Source organism: Ruegeria sp. CH8 (assembly GCF_056536985.1).
Genome location: NZ_JBQFQR010000027.1, coordinates 37,734 through 56,860, shown reverse-complemented (window position 1 = coordinate 56,860; position 19,127 = coordinate 37,734). Strand labels below are relative to the sequence as shown.

The following is a 19,127-nucleotide window of genomic DNA, read 5'->3' as shown; positions in this document are numbered from 1 at the left end:
TCGGCGGCCACTTTAGCCCAAGTTACAAAGGCACCGCCAAGGGCCATTTGGCACGAACGGCAATGGCAATGACCCGACCAAACTGGCGGGGGTCTTGTCAGAAGAACTTGGGTTGAGCGGGGCAGGGGTGTTGCGTAGCTTTTGCCCATGACCAATCCTGCCTCTTTCAAGTATTTCAAAACCAGTCCTGAGATCATCCGTCTTGCGGTGATGCTGTACATCCGTTTCCCGCTCTCGCTTCGGAATGTCGAAGATCTGCTGGATGAGCGAGGCATCGACGTGAGCCTCGAAACTGTCCGGTATTGGTGGAACAGGTTTGGCCCAATGTTTGCTGCTGAGATTAGACGGAAGCGTGTTCAGCAACTGCGCGCGTTCTCTAGATGGAAATGGCACGTGGACGAGGTTTTCGTGAAGGTGAATGGCAAGCGGCATTATCTTTGGCGGGCTGTTGATCACGAAGGCGAGGTGCTGAAAGCCGTTGTCACCAAACGCGGAAACAAAGCTGCATCACTGAAATTCCTCAAGAAATTGATGAAGCGTAACGGTCGACCGGAAAACGTCGTCACGGATCGCTTCGCCTCATACAGTGCCGCGCTCAGAGAGCTTGGCGCTACCGAAAAACAAAGGACGGGCAGGTGGCTCAACAACCGCGTCGAGAATTCGCACCTGCCGTTTCGACGGCGTGAACGCGCCATGCAACGTTTCAGGCGCATGCGAAGTTTACAGAAATTCGCCGCCGTCCATTCCTCCGTATACAACCACTTCAACCAGGAAAGATCGCTGACCAGCCGAGACACCTTCAAGCTGACACGCACCGCCGCTCTTAGCGAGTGGCGTCAACTTTGTTCCGGATAGGTTCACGGTTTCTGCGGCAAACAGAGACTGGTTCGAATTTGTCTGACAGCACCCTCTCGCGAAGCGGACACGCACTGATTGCGAGGAAGTTTGTCTTGCCATCTGCAGTTGATTTTGGCATTTGCCGGCAGAGAAAAGCCGCACGGCAGCTTCTCTCAAACTTGGTTGGTCAATACGCTGCCAGTGGCGCACCGGGTGATCCTGTCGCTCCTGCAATTGGAACCGGTGAGTAAATGTAAGCAAACTCCGAAACCCCGACCTCAATCAGACGCTCAGTTGCAACGTTTTCGTGGATGAATATACCATTTTTGGGAATTAGTTCCATGTGCACTGGGAAAGCGACGTTAGGGTCGGGATTCGGCAGGACCTCAATCGCCCAGGTATCAGCGCCGACGATCGCGATATCCCGTTCGATCAACCAGGCGGCCGCCTCCATTCCAATTCCGGGTTCGCCGCTATTGAAGGTCGCATTGTCTTCAATCCAATGACGCCCCCAGCCAGTATGCAGAAGTACGACATCACCCGGCCCAGGTTCGTCGAGCCCTTGCGCGGCCAGTGCAGCTTCGATGTCGGCCACTGTTATCTCGTCGCCAGCTTCCAGCGGCGCGCCTCGCAACGCGACGAAGTCGAGCACGATACCACGCGTGAAAAACGGTTTCACATGTTCGATTCCGAGTTTGCGGGTGCCAATTCCACCAGCTACCTCGCTCGCCGGTATACCGTTATAAAACATCTGTTCGTCGCCGCCGACGCCGATATGGCTCAAGCCGTCGAATTGCGTTCCAACCTGGCCAATCTCCGTGGCGATAAAGTCGTCCATCCAGATGATCTCATTGGCCCCGAGTGGGCCGCCTGCTAATCCTCTAGTGCCTCGTACGGCAAATACCCTGGTGCCGAACAAAGGCATATCAGAGGTGTAGTCTCGTCCAATCGACAACACCGTACCTGTCTTGATTAGGCCAACTGCCTGCAGCGCCTTTTCACTCGTCATGAGGTTCGACGCGCCCGCCATGTCGTCGGGTCCATACTTCGAATTTGTCCAGTTTTGCGCGAATGCAGATCCTGTTAGCAAGCTCGCGGCCATAGCCGCGACGATCGAATTCTTAAATATCATGAATTAGTCCTCCCTTCAGATTGGTTCGCGAAGTGGATTGTCGAACAAACCCAACATACCAGATGACGCTCATTTTCCAGAGTCTGGCTTCTGATTGCCAACCCGAGACGTTCTTGAAATCTTATCAGAAGAACTTGGGTTTAGGTGGGCAGGGTGCTCACTTGGTCTTGTTCCATGAATAATCGATCGCCCATCAAGCACCCAAAACCAATCCAGAGATTATCCGCTTGGAGGTGAGCTTAAGAAATTTGCGACAGAACCTTCAAATGGCGTTCCACTTAGAGCCATTATTATCAGGGCAACGAATACCAATAGTGTAGATAAGCCAATCAACCAGGCAATTCGCTGCGCCCAGTTTGAGGATTCATAGAGGGTTGTGTCGCAAACTTTAGGCCTAGATTGACGAGCATGCAGAATCCGACGTTTGTAGTCCGCGTATTGTTCTCCAACAGGTTTCAGCATGATTTCCTTGAAAGGCTGCCATTTCCCCAAGGATGCCGTTTTGTACGTTGTGTACTGCTATTTGCGGTACACAGTGTCGTATCGTGATTTGGAAGAGATCATGGCTGAACGCGGTGTGCGAGTTTACCACGCCACACTGAATAGGTGGGTAGTGAAATACTCGCCGATAGTCGCTGCTCGTGCGCAATCAAGGAAGCGTCCAACTCAGAACTCCTGGCGCATGGATGAAACCTATCTCCGTGTGCGTGGCAAGTGGATGTATCTCTATCGAGCGGTCGACAAAGCGGGAAACACCCTTGATTTCATGCTGTCCGAGCGACGTAATCGTCCAGCAGCCACCAGGTTCTTTGCCAAAGCACTCTCCTCAAACGGGATCCCGATCAAAATCGTCATAGACAAGAGTGGCGCCAATGCAGCTAGCATTCGCGAAGTGAACAGAACCCTGAAGCGGTTCGGCTGCCCAGCTAAAGTACAGACGATCAGGTCCAAATATTTGAACAACATGATCGAACAGGATCACAGATTCATCAAACTACGCGTGCGGCACATGTGTGGGTTCAAGTCGTTCAGATCAGATTCAGCCACACTGGATGGCATTGAGGTAGCCAACATGATCCGGAAGAAGCAATTCTCTAGTGATACGACTTCCGGCTTTCGGATGTTTGCTGAGATCGCAGGATAACTGCGTCTAGCATATCGCTGGCTCTGGTCGTTCCAAAAGTTTGCGACACAACCCTTTGGGCTGGTTCTCTATGCCAATGTCGCGTTGCAGGGCGCGCTGAAGGGCATGCATGACGCGCTTTCGATGCTGAAGACGGATGGTCGTATGGACGAAAGCGGACCGGTTGCAAGTTTCCAAGTCCGGCAAGGCGCGGTTCGCAAGGACTACTATGACGAGATGGAAATGCGGTATTCCAAGTAAGGTCTAAAAGGAGTCGATCTCTATTTGATCAGCATTGTGGACCGGGTTCTTTCGACAATCGCCGTAGGAAAGTGTACTCGTCGTCACATCTTTGTTTTGAATAGAACCCAGAAAGCGCATCGACCAACACTCCTGAAAGGTTTCACATGTCCTTTTCCAGCCGCCCGTCCTTTTCCCGTCGCCAGTTCCTGGCCACAACAACAGCTGGCGCTGCAATGATCACCCTGCACCCCTTCTCGGTTGCGGCGGCCAACAATCAGGCGCACTTGCGGATCATGGAAACCACGGACATCCACGTCCATGTTTTCCCCTATGACTATTACGCTGACAAACCCCGTGATACTGTCGGGCTTTCCCGAACGGCAACAATCATTAATGAAATCCGGTCCGAGGCGACGAATTCTCTGTTGGTGGACAACGGCGACTTTCTTCAAGGCAATCCGATGGGCGATTACGTCGCCTATGAGCGCGGCATGAAAGACGGGGACAGCCACCCAATCATCACCGCGTTCAACACGGTAGGCTACGATGCCGCCACGCTCGGCAACCACGAATTCAACTATGGCCTGGAGTTTTTGAGTAAATCTTTGGCGGGCGCCGAGTTCCCGGTTGTTTTGGCCAATGTGGCAAAAGAGAAAGGCGCGAGTCCCCGCGAGGATAAAACGCTGATGCAACCCTATACTATTCTCGACCGCGATATCGAAATGGGTGACGGCACCAAACATCCGATCAAAATTGGCGTCATTGGCTTTACCCCGCCACAGATCATGAACTGGGATCGCAAGCACCTGGACGGCAATGTCGAAGCCCGAGACGTCGTTGAGACGGCGAAGGCCTATGTGCCTGAGATGAAGGAACAGGGGTGCGATCTGATCATCGCCCTGTCGCATTCTGGAATCGGTGACGCTAATCATGCAGAGGGCATGGAAAACGCATCGGTCGCTCTGGCTGGTGTCGACGGCATCGACGCGTTGGTTACGGGCCACAATCACTTGGTCTTCCCGTCGCCAACCTTTGCCGATCGCCCCGGCATTGATGTGGAAAAGGGCACCTTGATGGGTAAACCCGCCGTCATGGGCGGGTTCTGGGGTTCGCATCTCGGCTTGCTCGACCTGCTTTTGGAGCGGGACGGCAATGAATGGCGCGTTGTCACCACGACCTCCGAAGCGCGACCCATTTCCAAACGAAACGAGGACCGCTCGATCACTGCCTTGGTCGGAGATGATCAGAAGGTTCTCGACTCGGTTGCAAAGGACCACGAGGAAACGCTTGCCTATGTCCGTCGCGCGGTTGGTAAAACGTCGGCCCCGTTGCACAGTTACTTTGCACTGGTCGCGGATGACCCATCTGTTCAGATCGTCTCAATCGCGCAGAAATGGTATGTAGAAGAGATGTTGAAAGGCACTGAGCATGAAGGCCTGCCGATCTTGTCTGCGGCAGCCCCTTTCAAGGCTGGTGGCCGTGGCGGCCCGGAATACTACACCGATGTTCCAGTCGGTGATGTCGCCATCAAGAACGTGGCCGATCTTTATCTGTACCCTAATACCGTACGCGCAGTTCGGGTGAATGGTGCAGAGGTTCGGGGTTGGCTGGAACGGTCGGCTGGCATGTTCAATCAGGTTGAAGCCGGATCAAAGGATGCAATCCTGCTGAACTCTGAATTCCCGTCCTACAATTTCGACGTGATGGACGGCGTGACTTATCAGATCGATCTGTCGCAGCCTTCGCGCTTTGGACCGAAGGGTGAAGAGATCAACCCGGATGCCGCTCGAATCGTGAACCTGTCCTTCAACGGCGAGACGGTCACCGATGACATGGAATTCATCATCGCGACCAACAACTACCGTGCTTCGGGTGGCGGGTCCTTCCCCGGCGCGTTGGGTGACACGGTCGTATTCGAGGCGCCAGATACCAACCGCGACGTTATCGTGCGTTATATCGTTGAGCAGGGCACAATCGACCCGAAAGCAGACGCCAACTGGTCGTTTGCTCCACTTGAGGACACGACTGTGTTGTTTGAGACCAGCCCAAAGGCTCGTGCGTATATGGATGATGTCAAAGGTGTCTCAATAGAGGACGCCGGAGAAGGTACCGACGGTTTCGCGGCATTCCGGATCAAGCTTTGATCCAATCGGCTAGCATAGTCGAAACCTCACCTGCCGTTTTTAAGGTAGATGGCGGGAGCACCCGGCCCGAATTGCCAATAGCAGTTCAAATATTTCTAACAGCGGTAGATTTGCCGACGTCAGCGGGTTCTGTCGCAAACTTCTCTGAGAGCTGCGTAGACGGAACTGGAGCGGCGATTATCCCGCCAGCTGGATAAACTGCTGAAACGGACGGAGTTCGGGCGTGAATAGACCTCGGCGTGAATAGTTTTTCGATGAATTTCGGGCCTTGTTATTAGCGATTGGAGACGCGGCACAGGGTCGCTCCAAATCAACCAACCGACCTTCGCTTTTAGCGTCTAGTCTAAGGAATAGTGCAGGAGCAGCGAAGGACGCTTTCACCACCCATTTCTATGAGGCAATCAAGAATACTGAAGCCATTAGCCTTCGTATAGCCCACCACGTCGCGATTGCAGCATCCAAGCATTTTGATAAGTCCAAGATAAAGCTTCCCCTTCAAGACGGCACATTTTTCAAGCCGCAACAAACGACGTGTTACTGCATGTAATCGGCACAAATGACTTAGGAAAAAATTCTGCTATCATGCGCGCATAGCCTCTGCGCTATAAGCAAGCAGAAAAGGCCAAAAACATGCGTTTTAACAAAAATTTACTCAATCGCCGTGGTTTTACACTTGGTGCTGCTGCCGTTTCCGCCGGAGCGGTTGGTATCGGGTCGGTTTCTTCCAGAGCAGACGGAGCGCCTGAAACCACACGCATTCGACTTATTCGCGACCGCAAGTTTCCAGTGCTCTGTTACGCACCGCAGTATGTTGCGGAACAGTTCCTGCGAATGGAGGGGTTCACAGAAATCGAGTATGTGTCGCTTGGCGACGACGGTTCGTACGCGCATGCGTTAACGGATGGTACAGCAGATATGAGCGCGGCACTTGGTGTCGACTGGGTACTGCCGATCTCTCAAGGCGAACCAATTGTCGTATTGAGCGGGCTGCATGCAGGTTGCGTCGAAATCTTTGCGAATGAGAGCATTGCAACAGTGGGCGATCTCAAGGGTAAACGTGTGGCCATTCACGGGCTGGGCAGCCCTGAACGGTATCTGTTGGCCAGCGTTGCCGCCTATATCGGGCTGGATCCAGAAAAGGATGTTCAATGGGTTTTTGCACACCCCAATGACTGGGCCGTCATGCTGGCGGAAAACAAAATCGACGCAATGGCCAGCTTTCCGCCGCTCAACTACATTCTGCACGACGAGGGGATCGGACATGTCATTTTGAACACCACGACCGACAATCCCTGGCAGCACTATTTCTGCTGCATGGTTGCAGCCAACAAAACGTTTGCGGCCGAGAACCCGATTGCGGCAAAGCGGGCGCTGCGCGCCATTCTCAAGGCCAACCAACTGTGCTCCGAAACGCCTGAAATTGCAGCGCAATGGCTTGTCGATGAAGGTCAGTCACCCACAATCGACTATGCAATGCGAACGCTACAGGACCTTCCCTACGACGCATGGGATACCTATGATCCCGAAGACACATTGCGGTTTTATGCGCTGCGCCTGAATGAGGCCGGGATCATTGATGCCACCCCCGAAAGCATCATCGCTTCCGGCACGGACTGGGCGCCTTTGAACCAGCTCCTGAAAGAGATGAAGTCCTGAAAATGACCTGGTTTTTTGGACGCAGCACACTTTATAGCGCGGGTGTTGTGGCAGTGTTGGCCGGGGCCATCATCTGGATGGCGGGGGCTCGGCAAGACGACTCGCCTTATTCAAACCTCGGTCAAGCTCCTGAGTTTACCCTTATCGACGAGAACGGAAAATCCTTTTCGCTTTCAGAGGTCGAAGGCCGGGTTGTGCTTGTCAGCTTCATGTTCACGCGTTGCTATGACCTTTGTCCGATCCTGACGTCCAAGCTCGCCACAATGCAGGAAGACCTGGAGGAAGAGTATCGCGAAGACGTCTATTTCGTGTCCGTGACAGTGGACCCGGAATACGATCACCCAGAAGTTCTCAAGGAGTTCGCGACAAACCTGGACTATTCGCCCGAAGGATGGTCGTTTTTGACTGGTCGGCATGCCGACGTGCGTCGCGTTGCCAATGCATTTGGCGTTCTGATGGCAACGGACACACGTAACACTATCAATCACAATCTCCTCACCACAGTAATTGACCCAGATGGCGTCATGCGCGTTCAGTATCTGGGCGAGCGGTTCGACACGGATGAACTGCTTGAAGATATCCGCGCAATTGCGGACCACGCGCGGAGCTGATGCTCGACTGGCTGCCAAAAATTTTCGCGCGTATCGACGCACGGATTAGCTTCAAGCTTTCCATCGCATTGTTCGGTCTTGTTGGTCTGTTTGTTGTGCTGGGCGCGGTCGGCATCGGAGCACTCCGAGACTCGGACAGGCGAACTCAGTCGCTTATCGAACTTCAGAGGAAAATAGCTGCGTATCAGGCACTTCAAAGCAATACGACTGCGCTGCGCTTTATCGTCTCGAACGCCTTTTTGGAAAACAGCGCACGCGATCTGGATACCGCGCGGCGGCAAATCAGCCAGATCGCGTATGACTTCAATCGTGCGGAATTCGTTTCGGCCGAAGACCGGGAAAAGGTCAACACGATCAAGGGCGACTACGCGCAACTTGTCGAGATCGGCTACGAAGTTATCGGGCTGTTGGTGGCGGGACAAACAGAGGTTGCCGAGGCCAACCAGATGCGCACAGCAGCGCGGCTGGGCGACAACATCGAACGGCTTAGTTACGCACTCATTGCCAGTGCCGAAGCCGACATGATCCAGAAGGCCGCGCAAGGAAAGAAAGCCTATCAGATTTCGCGGTACACGCTGATCGCAACAGCGGTTGTCAGCGTTTTGATCGCGCTGGTGGTCGGCTACGCGCTTTCTGGCACTATCGTCCGCCCCTTGAAGCGCACGAACACCCGGTTGGCGCAGATATCGTCAGGCGATTTTTCCGGCAAGCTGACTGTAGCAAACCGGGACGAACTGGGCGAGCTGGCCGACAATGTCAATCGAATGAGCGCAGAGCTGGAATCGCTTTACGACAAGCTGGAACGCGCAAGCGAGCACAAAACCGAATTCCTGGCCAGAATGAGCCACGAAATTCGCACGCCGATGAACGCTATCCTGGGTATGGCAGAATTGATGTTGGATACGCCCTTGTCCCGTGAGCAACGCGACTATGTTCAGACATCTCATGACAGCGGCAAGGCGCTGGTCGCGATCATTGATGACATCCTCGACTTTTCAAAGATCGAAGCAGGTGAGCTGGAGCTTGAACATGCGCCGCTCGACCTGCGGGACTGCGTCGAAAGCACGCTGGACATGGTTGCCTTTGTTGTGTCGGATCGGGATCTCGACCTCGCCTATCGCATTCACGACGGTACGCCGGAAGCGGTTGTTGGAGATATTACGCGGCTTCGGCAAATCCTCATCAACCTGCTCAACAACGCGGTCAAATTCACCGAACGGGGCGAAGTGGTCATTGATATCCGCTATATCGCTGAGGAGTCACCAAATACAGGCACTTTCCACTTTGAAGTACGCGACACCGGTATCGGCATCCCCGAGGATCGTATCGACCGCTTGTTTCAGTCCTTCAGGCAGGTGGATGCTTCGACAAGGCGGAAATACGGGGGCACGGGACTAGGCCTCGCAATTTCAAAACGGCTGGTGGAATTGATGGATGGCGAGATTGGTTTAACCAGCACCGTTGGCGTGGGCACCACTTTCTCTTTCAGCGTAAATCTTGGCCTGCAGGACATCGCGCAAGATCAGACGCTTGGGGGTGCCGAACTGACCGGCAAGTCAATGTTGCTCCTATGCGATGGCGGGTCCACCACATGCGAGGAATTGAAGCGGTATGTTTCAAAATGGCGGATGCAGATCACCACGGCCGAAACCGTTCAGGATGCTGTTCGCCTGCTCAATGGCGAAACGCGTTTCGATGTTTTTGCTGTGGATGCGGATCACTATACAGAAGCAGAAGCGAACCATGCTGAATTCAGGGACGCGATTCAGTCGACCCCCGGCATCGCGTTGGTGCGCTTGGGGCATTCCGCCGGGCAGTTGGATGGGTTCACCGCATTGGTTCAGAAACCCTTCAAACCGTCCATTCTGTATAATACCCTTATAGATACGCTTTTCGGAGACGGTTCGGACACGGAAGCGCTCAAGCCGGTTGCATCCACGCTTGATCCTGAACTGGCGCAAAGATGTCCCCTGCGGATACTGCTGACGGATGATCACCAGACCAACCGCAAGTTTGCCACGCAGATCCTGAAAAGGCTGGGGTACAAAATCGACACGGCAGAAAATGCCATCGAAGCATTGGAAAGGCTCGAGGAAAAGACCTATGATCTTGTGCTCATGGACATTCATATGCCGGAAATGGATGGCCAGGACGCAACAGCCGAAGTGCGGCGCCGGTTCCCATCCGGATGGCCCCGCGTTGTCATGATGACGGCGAATGTTATGCAACAGGACTGGTTGGCGTGTCAGGCGGCCGGGGCCGTGGACATTGTCCGAAAACCCATAGAAATTCCTAAATTAATAGCCGTTCTAAAAGCTTGCCACGCCGCGCTAGCCGACAATGGTCTTTCGCCAGAAAATCCAAGCACACAGGCGGAATGTGCAGAGCGGTCGGGCAAAAAAACCACCAATAACCGTCAGAAGGCAGAAGCCTTGATCGACAGGTCCGCGATAAAACGATTGATGGACCTCATTGGTGGGGAACCGGCCATGTTCGATGAACTGCTTGAAAGCTTTTGCAAAGAAGCGCCCAAACTCTTCACCGAACTCAAAGCCGGTGCCGCCGGAGATCCCGACAAACTTCGCATCGCCGCGCATACCGTGAAATCGAGCGCCGCAGATTTTGGTGCAACCGCGCTTGCCGCGCAATGCGCCGAGTTGGAAAAGATCGGTGCGTCCGGGGACGCGGAAGATGCAGTAAAGCTTATCCAAAAAGCTGCCTCGGAATGGAGCGCCGTGGAAGCCGAGCTTGTTATTGTCTCGCAACAGATCAGAGACGGGGAAATTCTATGACGGATCAGCCGGGCAAAATACTCATCGTCGACGATCACGAAACCAACCGCCTGAAACTGTCCATGGCAGTTCGTGCGCTTGGGCACGAATCCGATCAGGCGGAAAACGGTCTGGTCGCCTTGGAAATGATGCGCGCGAATATATATGATCTTGTTTTGCTGGATATCCTCATGCCGGAAATGACCGGTCACGAAGTTTTGCGCGAAATGCAGGCGGACCCAAACCTGCGAACCTTACCGGTCATTGTCGTATCTGCAATCAATGAGACGTCAGATGCTATAGCGTGCATTCAACTCGGCGCGGAAGACTACCTGCACAAACCATTTGATCCAGTCCTGTTGAAAGCCAGGATCAGTGGTTCATTGACCAAAAAACGTCTCAATGACGCGGTGCGGCAGCAGATGGAATTCATTCGCGACATGTTGGGCAAATACATCCCCGATATTGTCGCAAAGAAGATGGTCGAAAGCGGAGGAGACCTGGAGCCGACGAGAACCGTTGCGACGGTTCTGATGACCGATATCGTGGATTTCACAAGAATTGTCGAAAGCCATCCCGCCGAACGTATACTTGAGATGTTGAACGCGTATTTCCATACAGTTCTTGAGCCGATTACGAGACAAGGCGGCATCGTAAACAATTTCGAAGGCGATGCCCTCATGGCCCTTTTCAATGTTCCGGTCACATTACCGGACCACGCGGACCGCGCCGTTTTGGCGGCCATGGAAATCAACAAAATCACAGAAACTCAACAGTTTGCCGGGATCACTCTGCGCACGCGAATTGGAATAGATACCGGTAATGTGATTGCAGGCAATGTCGGCGACGGATCGCGTCTGACCTACACAGTCGTTGGCTCGACGGTAAATACCGCTGCGCGGCTCGAGCAGTTGAACAAGGAGCGCGGCTCGATGGTGATTGTCTCCGGCAATACGGCTCGGCGATTGACAAAGGATTTTCCATTGCTTGATGCTGGTTCTGCGCCACTGCGCGGCTTGGTCGACCCGATCCGGATCAACATCCTGAAACCGGCGCTGGAAACGACATAAAACGGATGCGTTTGCAGTCCCAAGATACAGCCGTACCCTGCTAATCGGGCAGTCCACGGGTAATAGCCCAAATCGAACGCAGCGGCGGAATCTGAGTACGTTCAGTTCGAGACTGCAATGGCTGCGTTTACCTTGATTGTTTCACTTTCCTCGGGCGTGGGCGGATTCTTCACATCAAAGAAGTCAATCGCACCTTTCTGAAACAGAATCGCCATACTGGACCCGCCGTAGGAAAACCGCCCGATCTCCTGTCCTTTTGACACGTGATCACCCGGCGCGACTGTGTGTCTGATCGACGATATCTCGGTGATGCCCACCGGCATAACGCACACAATGCCAAGCGCCTTGTGATCCGCTTCGATAAACACAAGCCCGCGCGTGTTGACGGCCGTGTAATAGCCCTGAGCGCTGACACCCTTGACCGCATTACCAAGGCTCGCGAGATTCGAAAACATCAGCCCCTCGATAACATCAGTGGCCAGTATCTTTCCGGAAACCGGCGCGTGCCAGCGATGGTAATCTGCACCCGACAGATAGCTTTGGAGCACATCACCTTTGTTGAACATCTCGGTCAGATCGCTGCCCGCAAGCATGTCGCGCAAAGAATAGGGCTGCTCTTTTACCCAGAACTCCCGTTCCAGATCCACTTCGCGGGCAACGCGGAAAACTTTGCCGTCGTTTGGGGAAACCACGACCTTCGGTTCTCCAGGCCCGGAAACCGGGCGGGCTTTGGGCTTTATCTCACGGTGAAAATAAGCGTTGAAACTTGCAAAGCCACCATGTTCGGCTTCGGGGTCGGGAATGATGAACTCATCAAGTTCGTTATAAGCCCACGCTCCCGGCGACAGCCAACCATGAGCGCCACGATTGATCACATGCCTGCTGGCCGGGCTATCCAGATAACGGCACCATTCACGCAGTATAAGCCGCAATGCGTCATTCATGGCGCGATTGCGGAAAACGGCCTCGCCCGCACTTGTCATCATCATATAGGTGAAAAGCTTGGACATCGGGAAGAAGTTCCGCTTTTCCTCTTTCTCTTCCCAGATTGGCGCATCGGTGACGATATAGCTGAGCTGAGCAAGAAGTTCCGGGATATCATCGACGTGTTTATACTCCGGATCCAATTCGTCGATCATTTCGCTGACCAGCATTCTGACGACGCCATCACGCTTCATCAGACGATCGAAGGCTGCAACAGACGGGTGTAGAGGGGCGTCACGTTTGCCCGCCACGATCCTTCGTAGATCACGATGCCAATCTGAAACGGCGTGTCTGTCAGCGGGCAGCTTCCTCGCCATCACAGCAGGAAGTTCCGCATATTTTCGGTCCAGTTGTGCTTCGTTCGACATGCGCCCCCTCCCCCAGTACGAGCTCCGGCAACCGGCGGAACAGACCGCCGGATATGCAGGTCAGTCGTCGTCGCCTTCCAGATTGGCAATCGCACATTTAGCGTTGGCGCGCAGCGTATCTTCAGGCTGTGCGTTGCGTCCGATAAGCGGAGGCTTAACCAAAAACTCCTTGACTGCGCCGGGCTGGAAAACCAGGGCAAACGAAGATCCGCCGAAGCTGAAATTACCTAGCAAGTCCCCTTTTTTGACCGGCTTGTTAACTGCCAGGTGGGGTGCAAACTCCAGCGAGGACACCTCGGTTAGGCCAATCGGAACCACGCAGACGACCCCAAGCTTTTTGTCGTGACTGTCAATGTAGATCAGGCCGCGTGTAGCAACACCGGCTGCCCAACCTTGCGAATAGGGCCCAGACATCGGATCCGGGCCGACAGCATCGCTTTCAGTCCATGCATACCCTTCGATCAATTCCAGTCCGACCACTGTTCCATTGATTGGCGCGCTGAACCCATGCCAATCGGCGCCACCGTTGACATAAGTCTGATAGACCGAACCCCCGACAAAACGGTCGACAAATTCACTGTTGTTCAGAAGGTTTGCCATCGAGTAGGCCTGACTCTTCAACCAGAACGCGTCGGCCCGCTGAACATAATTCTCCAGTGCCCAGGCCACACCGTCATTGGGCGAATTGATGGTGCGATTAGTGTCACGGTCATCAATTGGGCGCTTATCCTTGCGCACCATGCGGTGAAAGAAGTCGTTGTAGGATTTCCACCCCCAATAAGGCGCGGCTTTATCCGGAATAACGTAATCTTCAAGGACCTGGTTGTATTCAAGCGCCTTCGGATTGAGCCACCCCGTCGGTCCGGTATTCAGAACATATCGGCTGTCCGGGCTATCAAGGAATTTGCACCAGGCCTTCATGATCGCGTTCATGCCAGAGTTGAATTGCGGCATACGCATCAATCTTTTGCCCGCGGGCGTCATCATCCAGAAATTCATCAGTGCGGACAGAGGGAACTGCCATGAAATAGAGCTTACGTCCTTGTAGATGGGCGCAGTGTGCACGACGTAATTGATTGCATCCAGCATTTGATGGACACTGTTAAAGTGGCTACGTTCAGCTGGAATTTGCTGCAGCCCAAGCTCGGCGTACATCCGCACAAACGCCTCTTCTTCAATTACTTTTGCCAGATCTTGAACCTCCGGCGTCCATGCTGGCCCCTTGCCCGCCTCAAGTTCGAGCCGCACGAAACGCTGAAACTCACTAATCTGGTTAAAATCGCGATCAATCTTCGCACCGGTGACCGCCAGCCTTTGTTCATGGAGCGCCTGCAGCAGTTCGTCTTCGGTCAAGGGGCCGGATTTAGGGTCATGTTTAACCTGTGCAATCGATTCAAAAGTCTTCTTATCCATAACTTGGATCTCCCCAACCAGATGGACAACGGAACTAAAAAGCCCCGTTGCTAGCAAAAAAATTTGAAAAACTAACCACAGTGATAACAGCCACCATATCTATCTGGAAGAAAATTCGGGGTTGGTACACGATTGTAGTACCCCAGAATACGGGTCGGCATTCCTAAAGCTCTCTGTGAGACGCAAGCTGGATGTGTCGCAAACTCTAGGGTCTAGTTGACGAGCCTGCGTGATCTGAGGTTTTTACCGGTCGAAATATTTCGAACAGGTTTTTTTGCATGATCTCGTTAAAGGGCTGTCACTTCCCCAAGGATGCAGTTTTGTACGCTGTTTACTTCTATTTGCGGTACACAGTGTCCTATCGGGTCTTGTCAGATTAACTTTACTTGAGCGGGGCAGGGCGAGTGCGTAGCGTTTGGGAATGACCAAACCTGCCGCCTTCAAGTATTTCAAAGCCAGTCCCGAGATTATTCGCCTCGCAGTGATGCTGTATATCCGCTTTCCGCTTTCACTTCGAAACGTGGAAGACCTTTTGCACGAGCGTGGGATCGAAGTGAGCCAGGAGGCCGTCCGATATTGGTGGAACCGATTTGGTCCGATGTTCGCGTCCGAGATACGAAGAAAGCGTGTTCAGCAATTGCGATCATACTCAAAATGGAAGTGGCACGTCGACGAGGTCTTTGTGAAGGTGAACGGCAAGCGGCACTATCTATGGCGCGCCGTCGATCATGAAGGCGAGGTGCTCGAAGCCGTCGTCACCAAACGTCGAAACAAGCTGGCAGCATTGAAATTCCTCAAGAAATTGATGAAACGACACGGTACAGCGGATACAGTTGTAACGGATCGCTTCGCGTCATACAGGGCCGCGCTCAGAGAACTGGGAGCCACTGAAAAACAACAGACGGGCAGGTGGCTTAATAATCGGGTTGAGAACTCTCACCTGCCGTTCCGACGAAGAGAACGCGCCATGCAGCGTTTCAGGCACATGCGAAGTTTACAGAAATTCGCTTCCGTCCACTCCTCCGTCTACAACCACTTCAACCAGGAGCGATCTCTCACCTGCCGAGACATCTTCAAGCTGACACGCACCGCCGCTCTCGCAGAGTGGCGCGAACTTGGTGCGGCATAAGGGGCAGCTATACTGGCCTGGCTGAGACTGGTTCGAATTTGTCTGACAGCACACACGGTGCAGAAATTTCGCTACGGAAATGACGACATCGCAAGAATCTCATGGCCTTGCTGGGCTTGACGGAGGAGGGCGCGGTCAACTTGCCACTGCCCAACAAGGTCGCGCGCCCAGCCAAGATAGCTTGAAGAGCAAAAACCTATTAGACTGGAGTCACTTCAACTGTCCAAGAGGCAGTCATGTCTCATAACGTCGGTGAGTGGCTCGAACAATTGGGCCTTGGCGAATACAGTGAATCCTTCGCCAAAAACAGGATCAAATTTGAGCACCTACCATACCTCGGTGAAGATGATTTAATCGAACTAGGTGTTGAAGCCATGGGCGATCGCAAGTCGTTGTCGCGCGCCATCGCTGCTCTTGTTGAAAAAAGAGCTGAACCGTCAGAAACCACGAGCTTGGGAATTAGGTCAACGTCCATGCGCACGGCTGATGCCGAGCGACGACAACTGACTGTAATGTTTTGCGATTTGGTTGACTCAACAGCACTCTCACAACAGCTCGATCCAGAAGACCTGCATCAAGTTATGCGACGGTATCAGGACACAGTGGCCGGTTTGGTTGCTCGTTTCGAAGGTCATGTTGCCAAGTTTCTCGGCGATGGAGTGCTCGCTTTCTTTGGCTGGCCGCGCGCATATGAGGACCAAGCGGAGCGTGCTGTTCGCGCAGGAATGGCTGTCACAAAAGCGGTGCAATCTTTAAAAAGTGTTTCCGAGCAATCACTTACGGCCAGAGTCGGAGTGGCCACCGGAAAGGTCGTAATCGGCGACATAGTAGGCGAAACCACGACGGAAAAGGATGCCGTTGTCGGTGAAACTCCTAACCTGGCTGCCCGGGTGCTAAATGTGGCTTTACCAGGCCAAGTAGTGACAGATGCCTTTACCCACAAACTAATCGGGGGTGCGCTGGATTTTGAAGCACTTGGGGCACAACGACTCAAGGGATTTGAAAAACCCGTTGCGACTTGGCGGGTGGTCGGTGAGCCTGCAGCCGAGACCCGGTTTAAGTCAGCACACTCCGGTACTCTCAGTCCATTTGTCGGGCGCAAACATGAATTAGACCTGTTAAATCGTGCTTGGCAGTTGAGTCGGGAAGGTACAAGTCAGGTTGTTTTGATAAGCGGGGAGCCTGGGATAGGGAAATCCCGATTGTTAGAAGCAATGCGCGAAGAGTTTGGCGAAACGGACTACGCACGGATAACGATCAGCTGCTCACCCCATCATACAACCAGTCCATTTTACCCTCTTATCGTCCACTTGGAGCACGTGTTGCGATTTGCCCGCGAAGATGGAGCCAATGGCAAGTTGGCAAAACTGGAAGGAGCTCTTCGCGGTCTAAACTTACCGTTGATTGAAGTGATACCTTTGCTAGCCTCATTGTTGTCGATTCCGCTTCCTGACGACAGGTATCCGCCAACAAGACTGGCACCGCAGCAGCAAAAATTGCAAACGATGAAGGCAATCGTTGTTTGGCTCTTGGACGAGGCCAGCAAAAGACCGGTCATTTTGGCTTGGGAAGACTTGCATTGGGCGGACCCGTCAACATTGGAGTTGTTGGCGTTCCAACTCGAAAAATCTACAAATGCTCCAATCCTCAATATCCTCACCTTTCGCCCGGAATTTAAACCGCACTGGCCAAGCCGCCGATGCATGCGCCCAATTGTCCTTGATCGTTTGAAGAGGACTGAAGTCGAAAACCTGATAAATTTGCAAACTGGAGGAGATCAACTGCCACAGGAAATGGTCGAGCATATCGTGGGCAAGACTGACGGAGTGCCACTTTTTGTTGAAGAACTTACCAAAGCGATGTTGGAGGCGAGTTTCGTACAAAAGCGAAATGGACGTCTCGAGTTAAAAGGCCAGCTGTCGGATACAGCTGTCCCAGCAACGTTGCAGGACTCCCTCATGGCAAGATTGGACCAGTCTCCCAAATTACGAATGATAGCGCAATTTGGTGCCGTACTTGGTCGAGAATTCGACTATGAAATGCTGCTTGCTGTTTCTTCAATTGAAGATGAGGAATTGCAACTAGGATTGGCTCGACTCGTGGCCGCCGGGCTGCTTCAACAACGGGGAAAACCGCCTCACGCGAAGTATGAATTTAAGCATGCGCTAGTCCGTGACACTGCGTATGCGTCTTTGCTGAAGGCGAAACGGCGACGATTGCACGCTCTTTCAGCAGAGGTAATCGAAACGATGCGTCCAGAGATTGCGGGCAAAAGGCCTGAAACATTGGCCTACCATCTTTTGGAAGCAGGCAAGCATGATGCCTCGATTAAATTCTGGATCAAAGCCGGTGAGAAAGCGATAGCTCGTTCTTCAAACGTGGAGGCTATAGCGCATTTTAACATTGGGTTGAAATTGGTTCCCGCCATTGATCATCCAACCAGAAAGATGGAGGTTGAGTTAGAGCTACAATCCAAATTGGCTGTCCCTCTGACATTCTCAAAGGGCTGGACAGCGCCGGAAGTGAGGAGGGCGTATCAGCGAGCGCGCAAACTTTGTGACCGCCTTGGCCGAACGGAAGACTTGTTCCCAATTCTGAGGGGGTATTGGAACTATCGCCTCTCCAGAGGAGAACACCGACACGCTTTGAACCTTGCAGAGAAGCTGGGTTCTCTCGCTAAAAAAGAGGGCAATGCGCAGCGGCGTGCACTTGGACACAGAGTTCTCGGCACGAGCCTATTCTTCGTAGGCCAATCCAAGGAAGCTGCGAAACACCTTCAAGCGGGTATAGAAATTGACGACACTCTTTGTGAACGGCAACGTCGGGAAGAAGTCGCGATTCATGGCGATAGCGCTGGTGTTATTTGCAGGTTGTACTCAGCCTGGAATTTGTGGTTGAGCGGGTTCCCAGACAGTGCCGTCCATATGGCAGAAGAAGGGCTCTCTTTCAGCCAAGATCTGTCGGTCAGCCATTGTGTCGGTTGGGCGCTGAGCTTCAAGGCTGTTATTCTCAATCACCGCAGGGAGTTCGCGGCTTCTCTGTCCGCATCTGAAGCGGCCGTCACGCATGCCCGGGAACATGGTCTGGCGGCTTGGTTGGCCTTTGGAGGAATGTGCCGGGGCCGCGCTCTATGTGGGTTGGGCGAGTATGAGGAGGGTTTGGATCAGTTGAGAACCGGGCTAAAAAAATGGCACGAAACGGGTGCAGGGCTTGGTGATACTCAATGGCTTGCTTTCCTTTCTGCAAGCTGCATTGACGCATGCCACTTTGACTCGGCATGGGTTGCCATGGAGGAAGCCGAAGCTATTAAATCTTCAAACCAAGAACGCTTTTTCCTTGCTGAGCTGGAACGGTTAAAAGGCATCCTACACTTAGAATCTGGTGACACTGCTAGCGCGGAACTGCAGTTTCAAAAGGCGATTGACCGAGCGCACGCGCAACATGCAAAATCACTGGAGTTACGAGCAGCTACCAGTCTTGCTTTACTGTGGCGAGACCAAAACTGCGAGTCCCGGGCAAGATCACTACTGACACCAATTTGCAGCTGGTTTTCTGAAGGCTTTGAGACACCTGATTTTTTGGACGCCAATGCTCTACTCAAACAGTAAGGTCTTGTCAGATTAACTTTGCTTGAGCGGGGCAGGGG

13 protein-coding genes and 1 pseudogene are annotated in these 19,127 nt (G+C 53.2%); 11 read left to right on the top strand and 3 right to left on the bottom strand.

What is annotated here, in order from left to right; translation table 11 throughout:
• The first annotated feature begins 147 nt into the window (after positions 1-147).
• A complete protein-coding gene (locus ACR0ER_RS21960) occupies positions 148-855 on the top strand; it encodes an IS6 family transposase (protein ID WP_480770762.1) in 708 nt (235 codons plus the stop codon).
• A gap of 169 nt (positions 856-1,024) precedes the next feature.
• Here the strand turns inward: ACR0ER_RS21960 and ACR0ER_RS21955 are convergent, their stop codons facing one another.
• Positions 1,025-1,969, bottom strand: a complete 945-nt coding sequence (locus ACR0ER_RS21955; protein ID WP_480770761.1) for a cyclase family protein — start codon at positions 1,967-1,969, stop codon at positions 1,025-1,027.
• 460 nt (positions 1,970-2,429) lie between these two features.
• Between ACR0ER_RS21955 and ACR0ER_RS21950 the strand changes: the two genes are divergently transcribed.
• The 7 genes from ACR0ER_RS21950 (at position 2,430) to ACR0ER_RS21920 (ending at position 11,587) form a co-directional block, all read left to right on the top strand.
• Positions 2,430-3,113, top strand: a complete 684-nt coding sequence (locus ACR0ER_RS21950) for an IS6 family transposase (protein WP_480770760.1) — start codon at positions 2,430-2,432, stop codon at positions 3,111-3,113.
• 105 nt (positions 3,114-3,218) lie between these two features.
• Positions 3,219-3,353 (top strand): hypothetical protein, encoded by a 135-nt coding sequence (locus tag ACR0ER_RS21945; RefSeq protein ID WP_480770759.1) that lies wholly within the window; start codon positions 3,219-3,221, stop codon positions 3,351-3,353.
• A gap of 146 nt (positions 3,354-3,499) precedes the next feature.
• On the top strand, positions 3,500-5,479 hold the full coding sequence (locus tag ACR0ER_RS21940; RefSeq protein WP_480770758.1) for a bifunctional 2',3'-cyclic-nucleotide 2'-phosphodiesterase/3'-nucleotidase: 1,980 nt from the start codon (positions 3,500-3,502) through the stop codon (positions 5,477-5,479).
• 630 nt (positions 5,480-6,109) lie between these two features.
• Positions 6,110-7,135, top strand: a complete 1,026-nt coding sequence (locus ACR0ER_RS21935) for an ABC transporter substrate-binding protein (RefSeq protein ID WP_480770757.1) — start codon at positions 6,110-6,112, stop codon at positions 7,133-7,135.
• Between the two features lie 2 nt (positions 7,136-7,137).
• Positions 7,138-7,746 (top strand): SCO family protein, encoded by a 609-nt coding sequence (locus ACR0ER_RS21930; protein ID WP_480770756.1) that lies wholly within the window; start codon positions 7,138-7,140, stop codon positions 7,744-7,746.
• Positions 7,746-10,538, top strand: a complete 2,793-nt coding sequence (locus ACR0ER_RS21925) for an ATP-binding protein (protein WP_480770755.1) — start codon at positions 7,746-7,748, stop codon at positions 10,536-10,538. The genes ACR0ER_RS21930 and ACR0ER_RS21925 overlap by 1 nt, the downstream gene beginning before the upstream one ends.
• Entirely contained in the window at positions 10,535-11,587 is a 1,053-nt protein-coding gene (locus tag ACR0ER_RS21920; RefSeq protein ID WP_480770754.1) for an adenylate/guanylate cyclase domain-containing protein, read from the top strand. The genes ACR0ER_RS21925 and ACR0ER_RS21920 overlap by 4 nt, the downstream gene beginning before the upstream one ends.
• A 101-nt stretch (positions 11,588-11,688) precedes the next feature.
• Here the strand turns inward: ACR0ER_RS21920 and ACR0ER_RS21915 are convergent, their stop codons facing one another.
• Positions 11,689-12,939 carry a phophatidylserine decarboxylase associated domain-containing protein gene (locus ACR0ER_RS21915; RefSeq protein WP_480770753.1) on the bottom strand — a complete coding sequence of 417 codons (1,251 nt, stop codon included), beginning with the start codon at positions 12,937-12,939 and terminating at the stop codon, positions 11,689-11,691.
• 60 nt (positions 12,940-12,999) lie between these two features.
• The gene (locus ACR0ER_RS21910; RefSeq protein WP_480770752.1) at positions 13,000-14,352 is read right to left on the bottom strand and encodes a phophatidylserine decarboxylase associated domain-containing protein; all 1,353 of its coding nucleotides are present in this window, start codon (positions 14,350-14,352) and stop codon (positions 13,000-13,002) included.
• Between the two features lie 278 nt (positions 14,353-14,630).
• Here ACR0ER_RS21910 and ACR0ER_RS21905 point away from each other — a divergent pair.
• The 3 genes and pseudogenes from ACR0ER_RS21905 to ACR0ER_RS21895 form a co-directional block, all read left to right on the top strand.
• Positions 14,631-14,729: pseudogene (locus tag ACR0ER_RS21905) on the top strand (IS6 family transposase); the annotation flags it as partial.
• 44 nt (positions 14,730-14,773) lie between these two features.
• Positions 14,774-15,481: an IS6 family transposase gene (locus tag ACR0ER_RS21900; protein WP_480770751.1), complete on the top strand. Its 708-nt coding sequence runs from the start codon at positions 14,774-14,776 to the stop codon at positions 15,479-15,481.
• 236 nt (positions 15,482-15,717) lie between these two features.
• Entirely contained in the window at positions 15,718-19,089 is a 3,372-nt protein-coding gene (locus ACR0ER_RS21895; RefSeq protein ID WP_480770750.1) for an AAA family ATPase, read from the top strand.
• Positions 19,090-19,127: the final 38 nt, after the last annotated feature.

Coding starts and splice junctions, on each gene's coding strand:
- ACR0ER_RS21960 (WP_480770762.1), top strand. CDS start 148: ATGACCAATCCTGCCTCTTTCAAGTATTTCAAAACCAGTCCTGAGATC.
- ACR0ER_RS21955 (WP_480770761.1), bottom strand. CDS start 1,969: ATGATATTTAAGAATTCGATCGTCGCGGCTATGGCCGCGAGCTTGCTA.
- ACR0ER_RS21950 (WP_480770760.1), top strand. CDS start 2,430: ATGATTTCCTTGAAAGGCTGCCATTTCCCCAAGGATGCCGTTTTGTAC.
- ACR0ER_RS21945 (WP_480770759.1), top strand. CDS start 3,219: ATGCATGACGCGCTTTCGATGCTGAAGACGGATGGTCGTATGGACGAA.
- ACR0ER_RS21940 (WP_480770758.1), top strand. CDS start 3,500: ATGTCCTTTTCCAGCCGCCCGTCCTTTTCCCGTCGCCAGTTCCTGGCC.
- ACR0ER_RS21935 (WP_480770757.1), top strand. CDS start 6,110: ATGCGTTTTAACAAAAATTTACTCAATCGCCGTGGTTTTACACTTGGT.
- ACR0ER_RS21930 (WP_480770756.1), top strand. CDS start 7,138: ATGACCTGGTTTTTTGGACGCAGCACACTTTATAGCGCGGGTGTTGTG.
- ACR0ER_RS21925 (WP_480770755.1), top strand. CDS start 7,746: ATGCTCGACTGGCTGCCAAAAATTTTCGCGCGTATCGACGCACGGATT.
- ACR0ER_RS21920 (WP_480770754.1), top strand. CDS start 10,535: ATGACGGATCAGCCGGGCAAAATACTCATCGTCGACGATCACGAAACC.
- ACR0ER_RS21915 (WP_480770753.1), bottom strand. CDS start 12,939: ATGTCGAACGAAGCACAACTGGACCGAAAATATGCGGAACTTCCTGCT.
- ACR0ER_RS21910 (WP_480770752.1), bottom strand. CDS start 14,352: ATGGATAAGAAGACTTTTGAATCGATTGCACAGGTTAAACATGACCCT.
- ACR0ER_RS21900 (WP_480770751.1), top strand. CDS start 14,774: ATGACCAAACCTGCCGCCTTCAAGTATTTCAAAGCCAGTCCCGAGATT.
- ACR0ER_RS21895 (WP_480770750.1), top strand. CDS start 15,718: ATGTCTCATAACGTCGGTGAGTGGCTCGAACAATTGGGCCTTGGCGAA.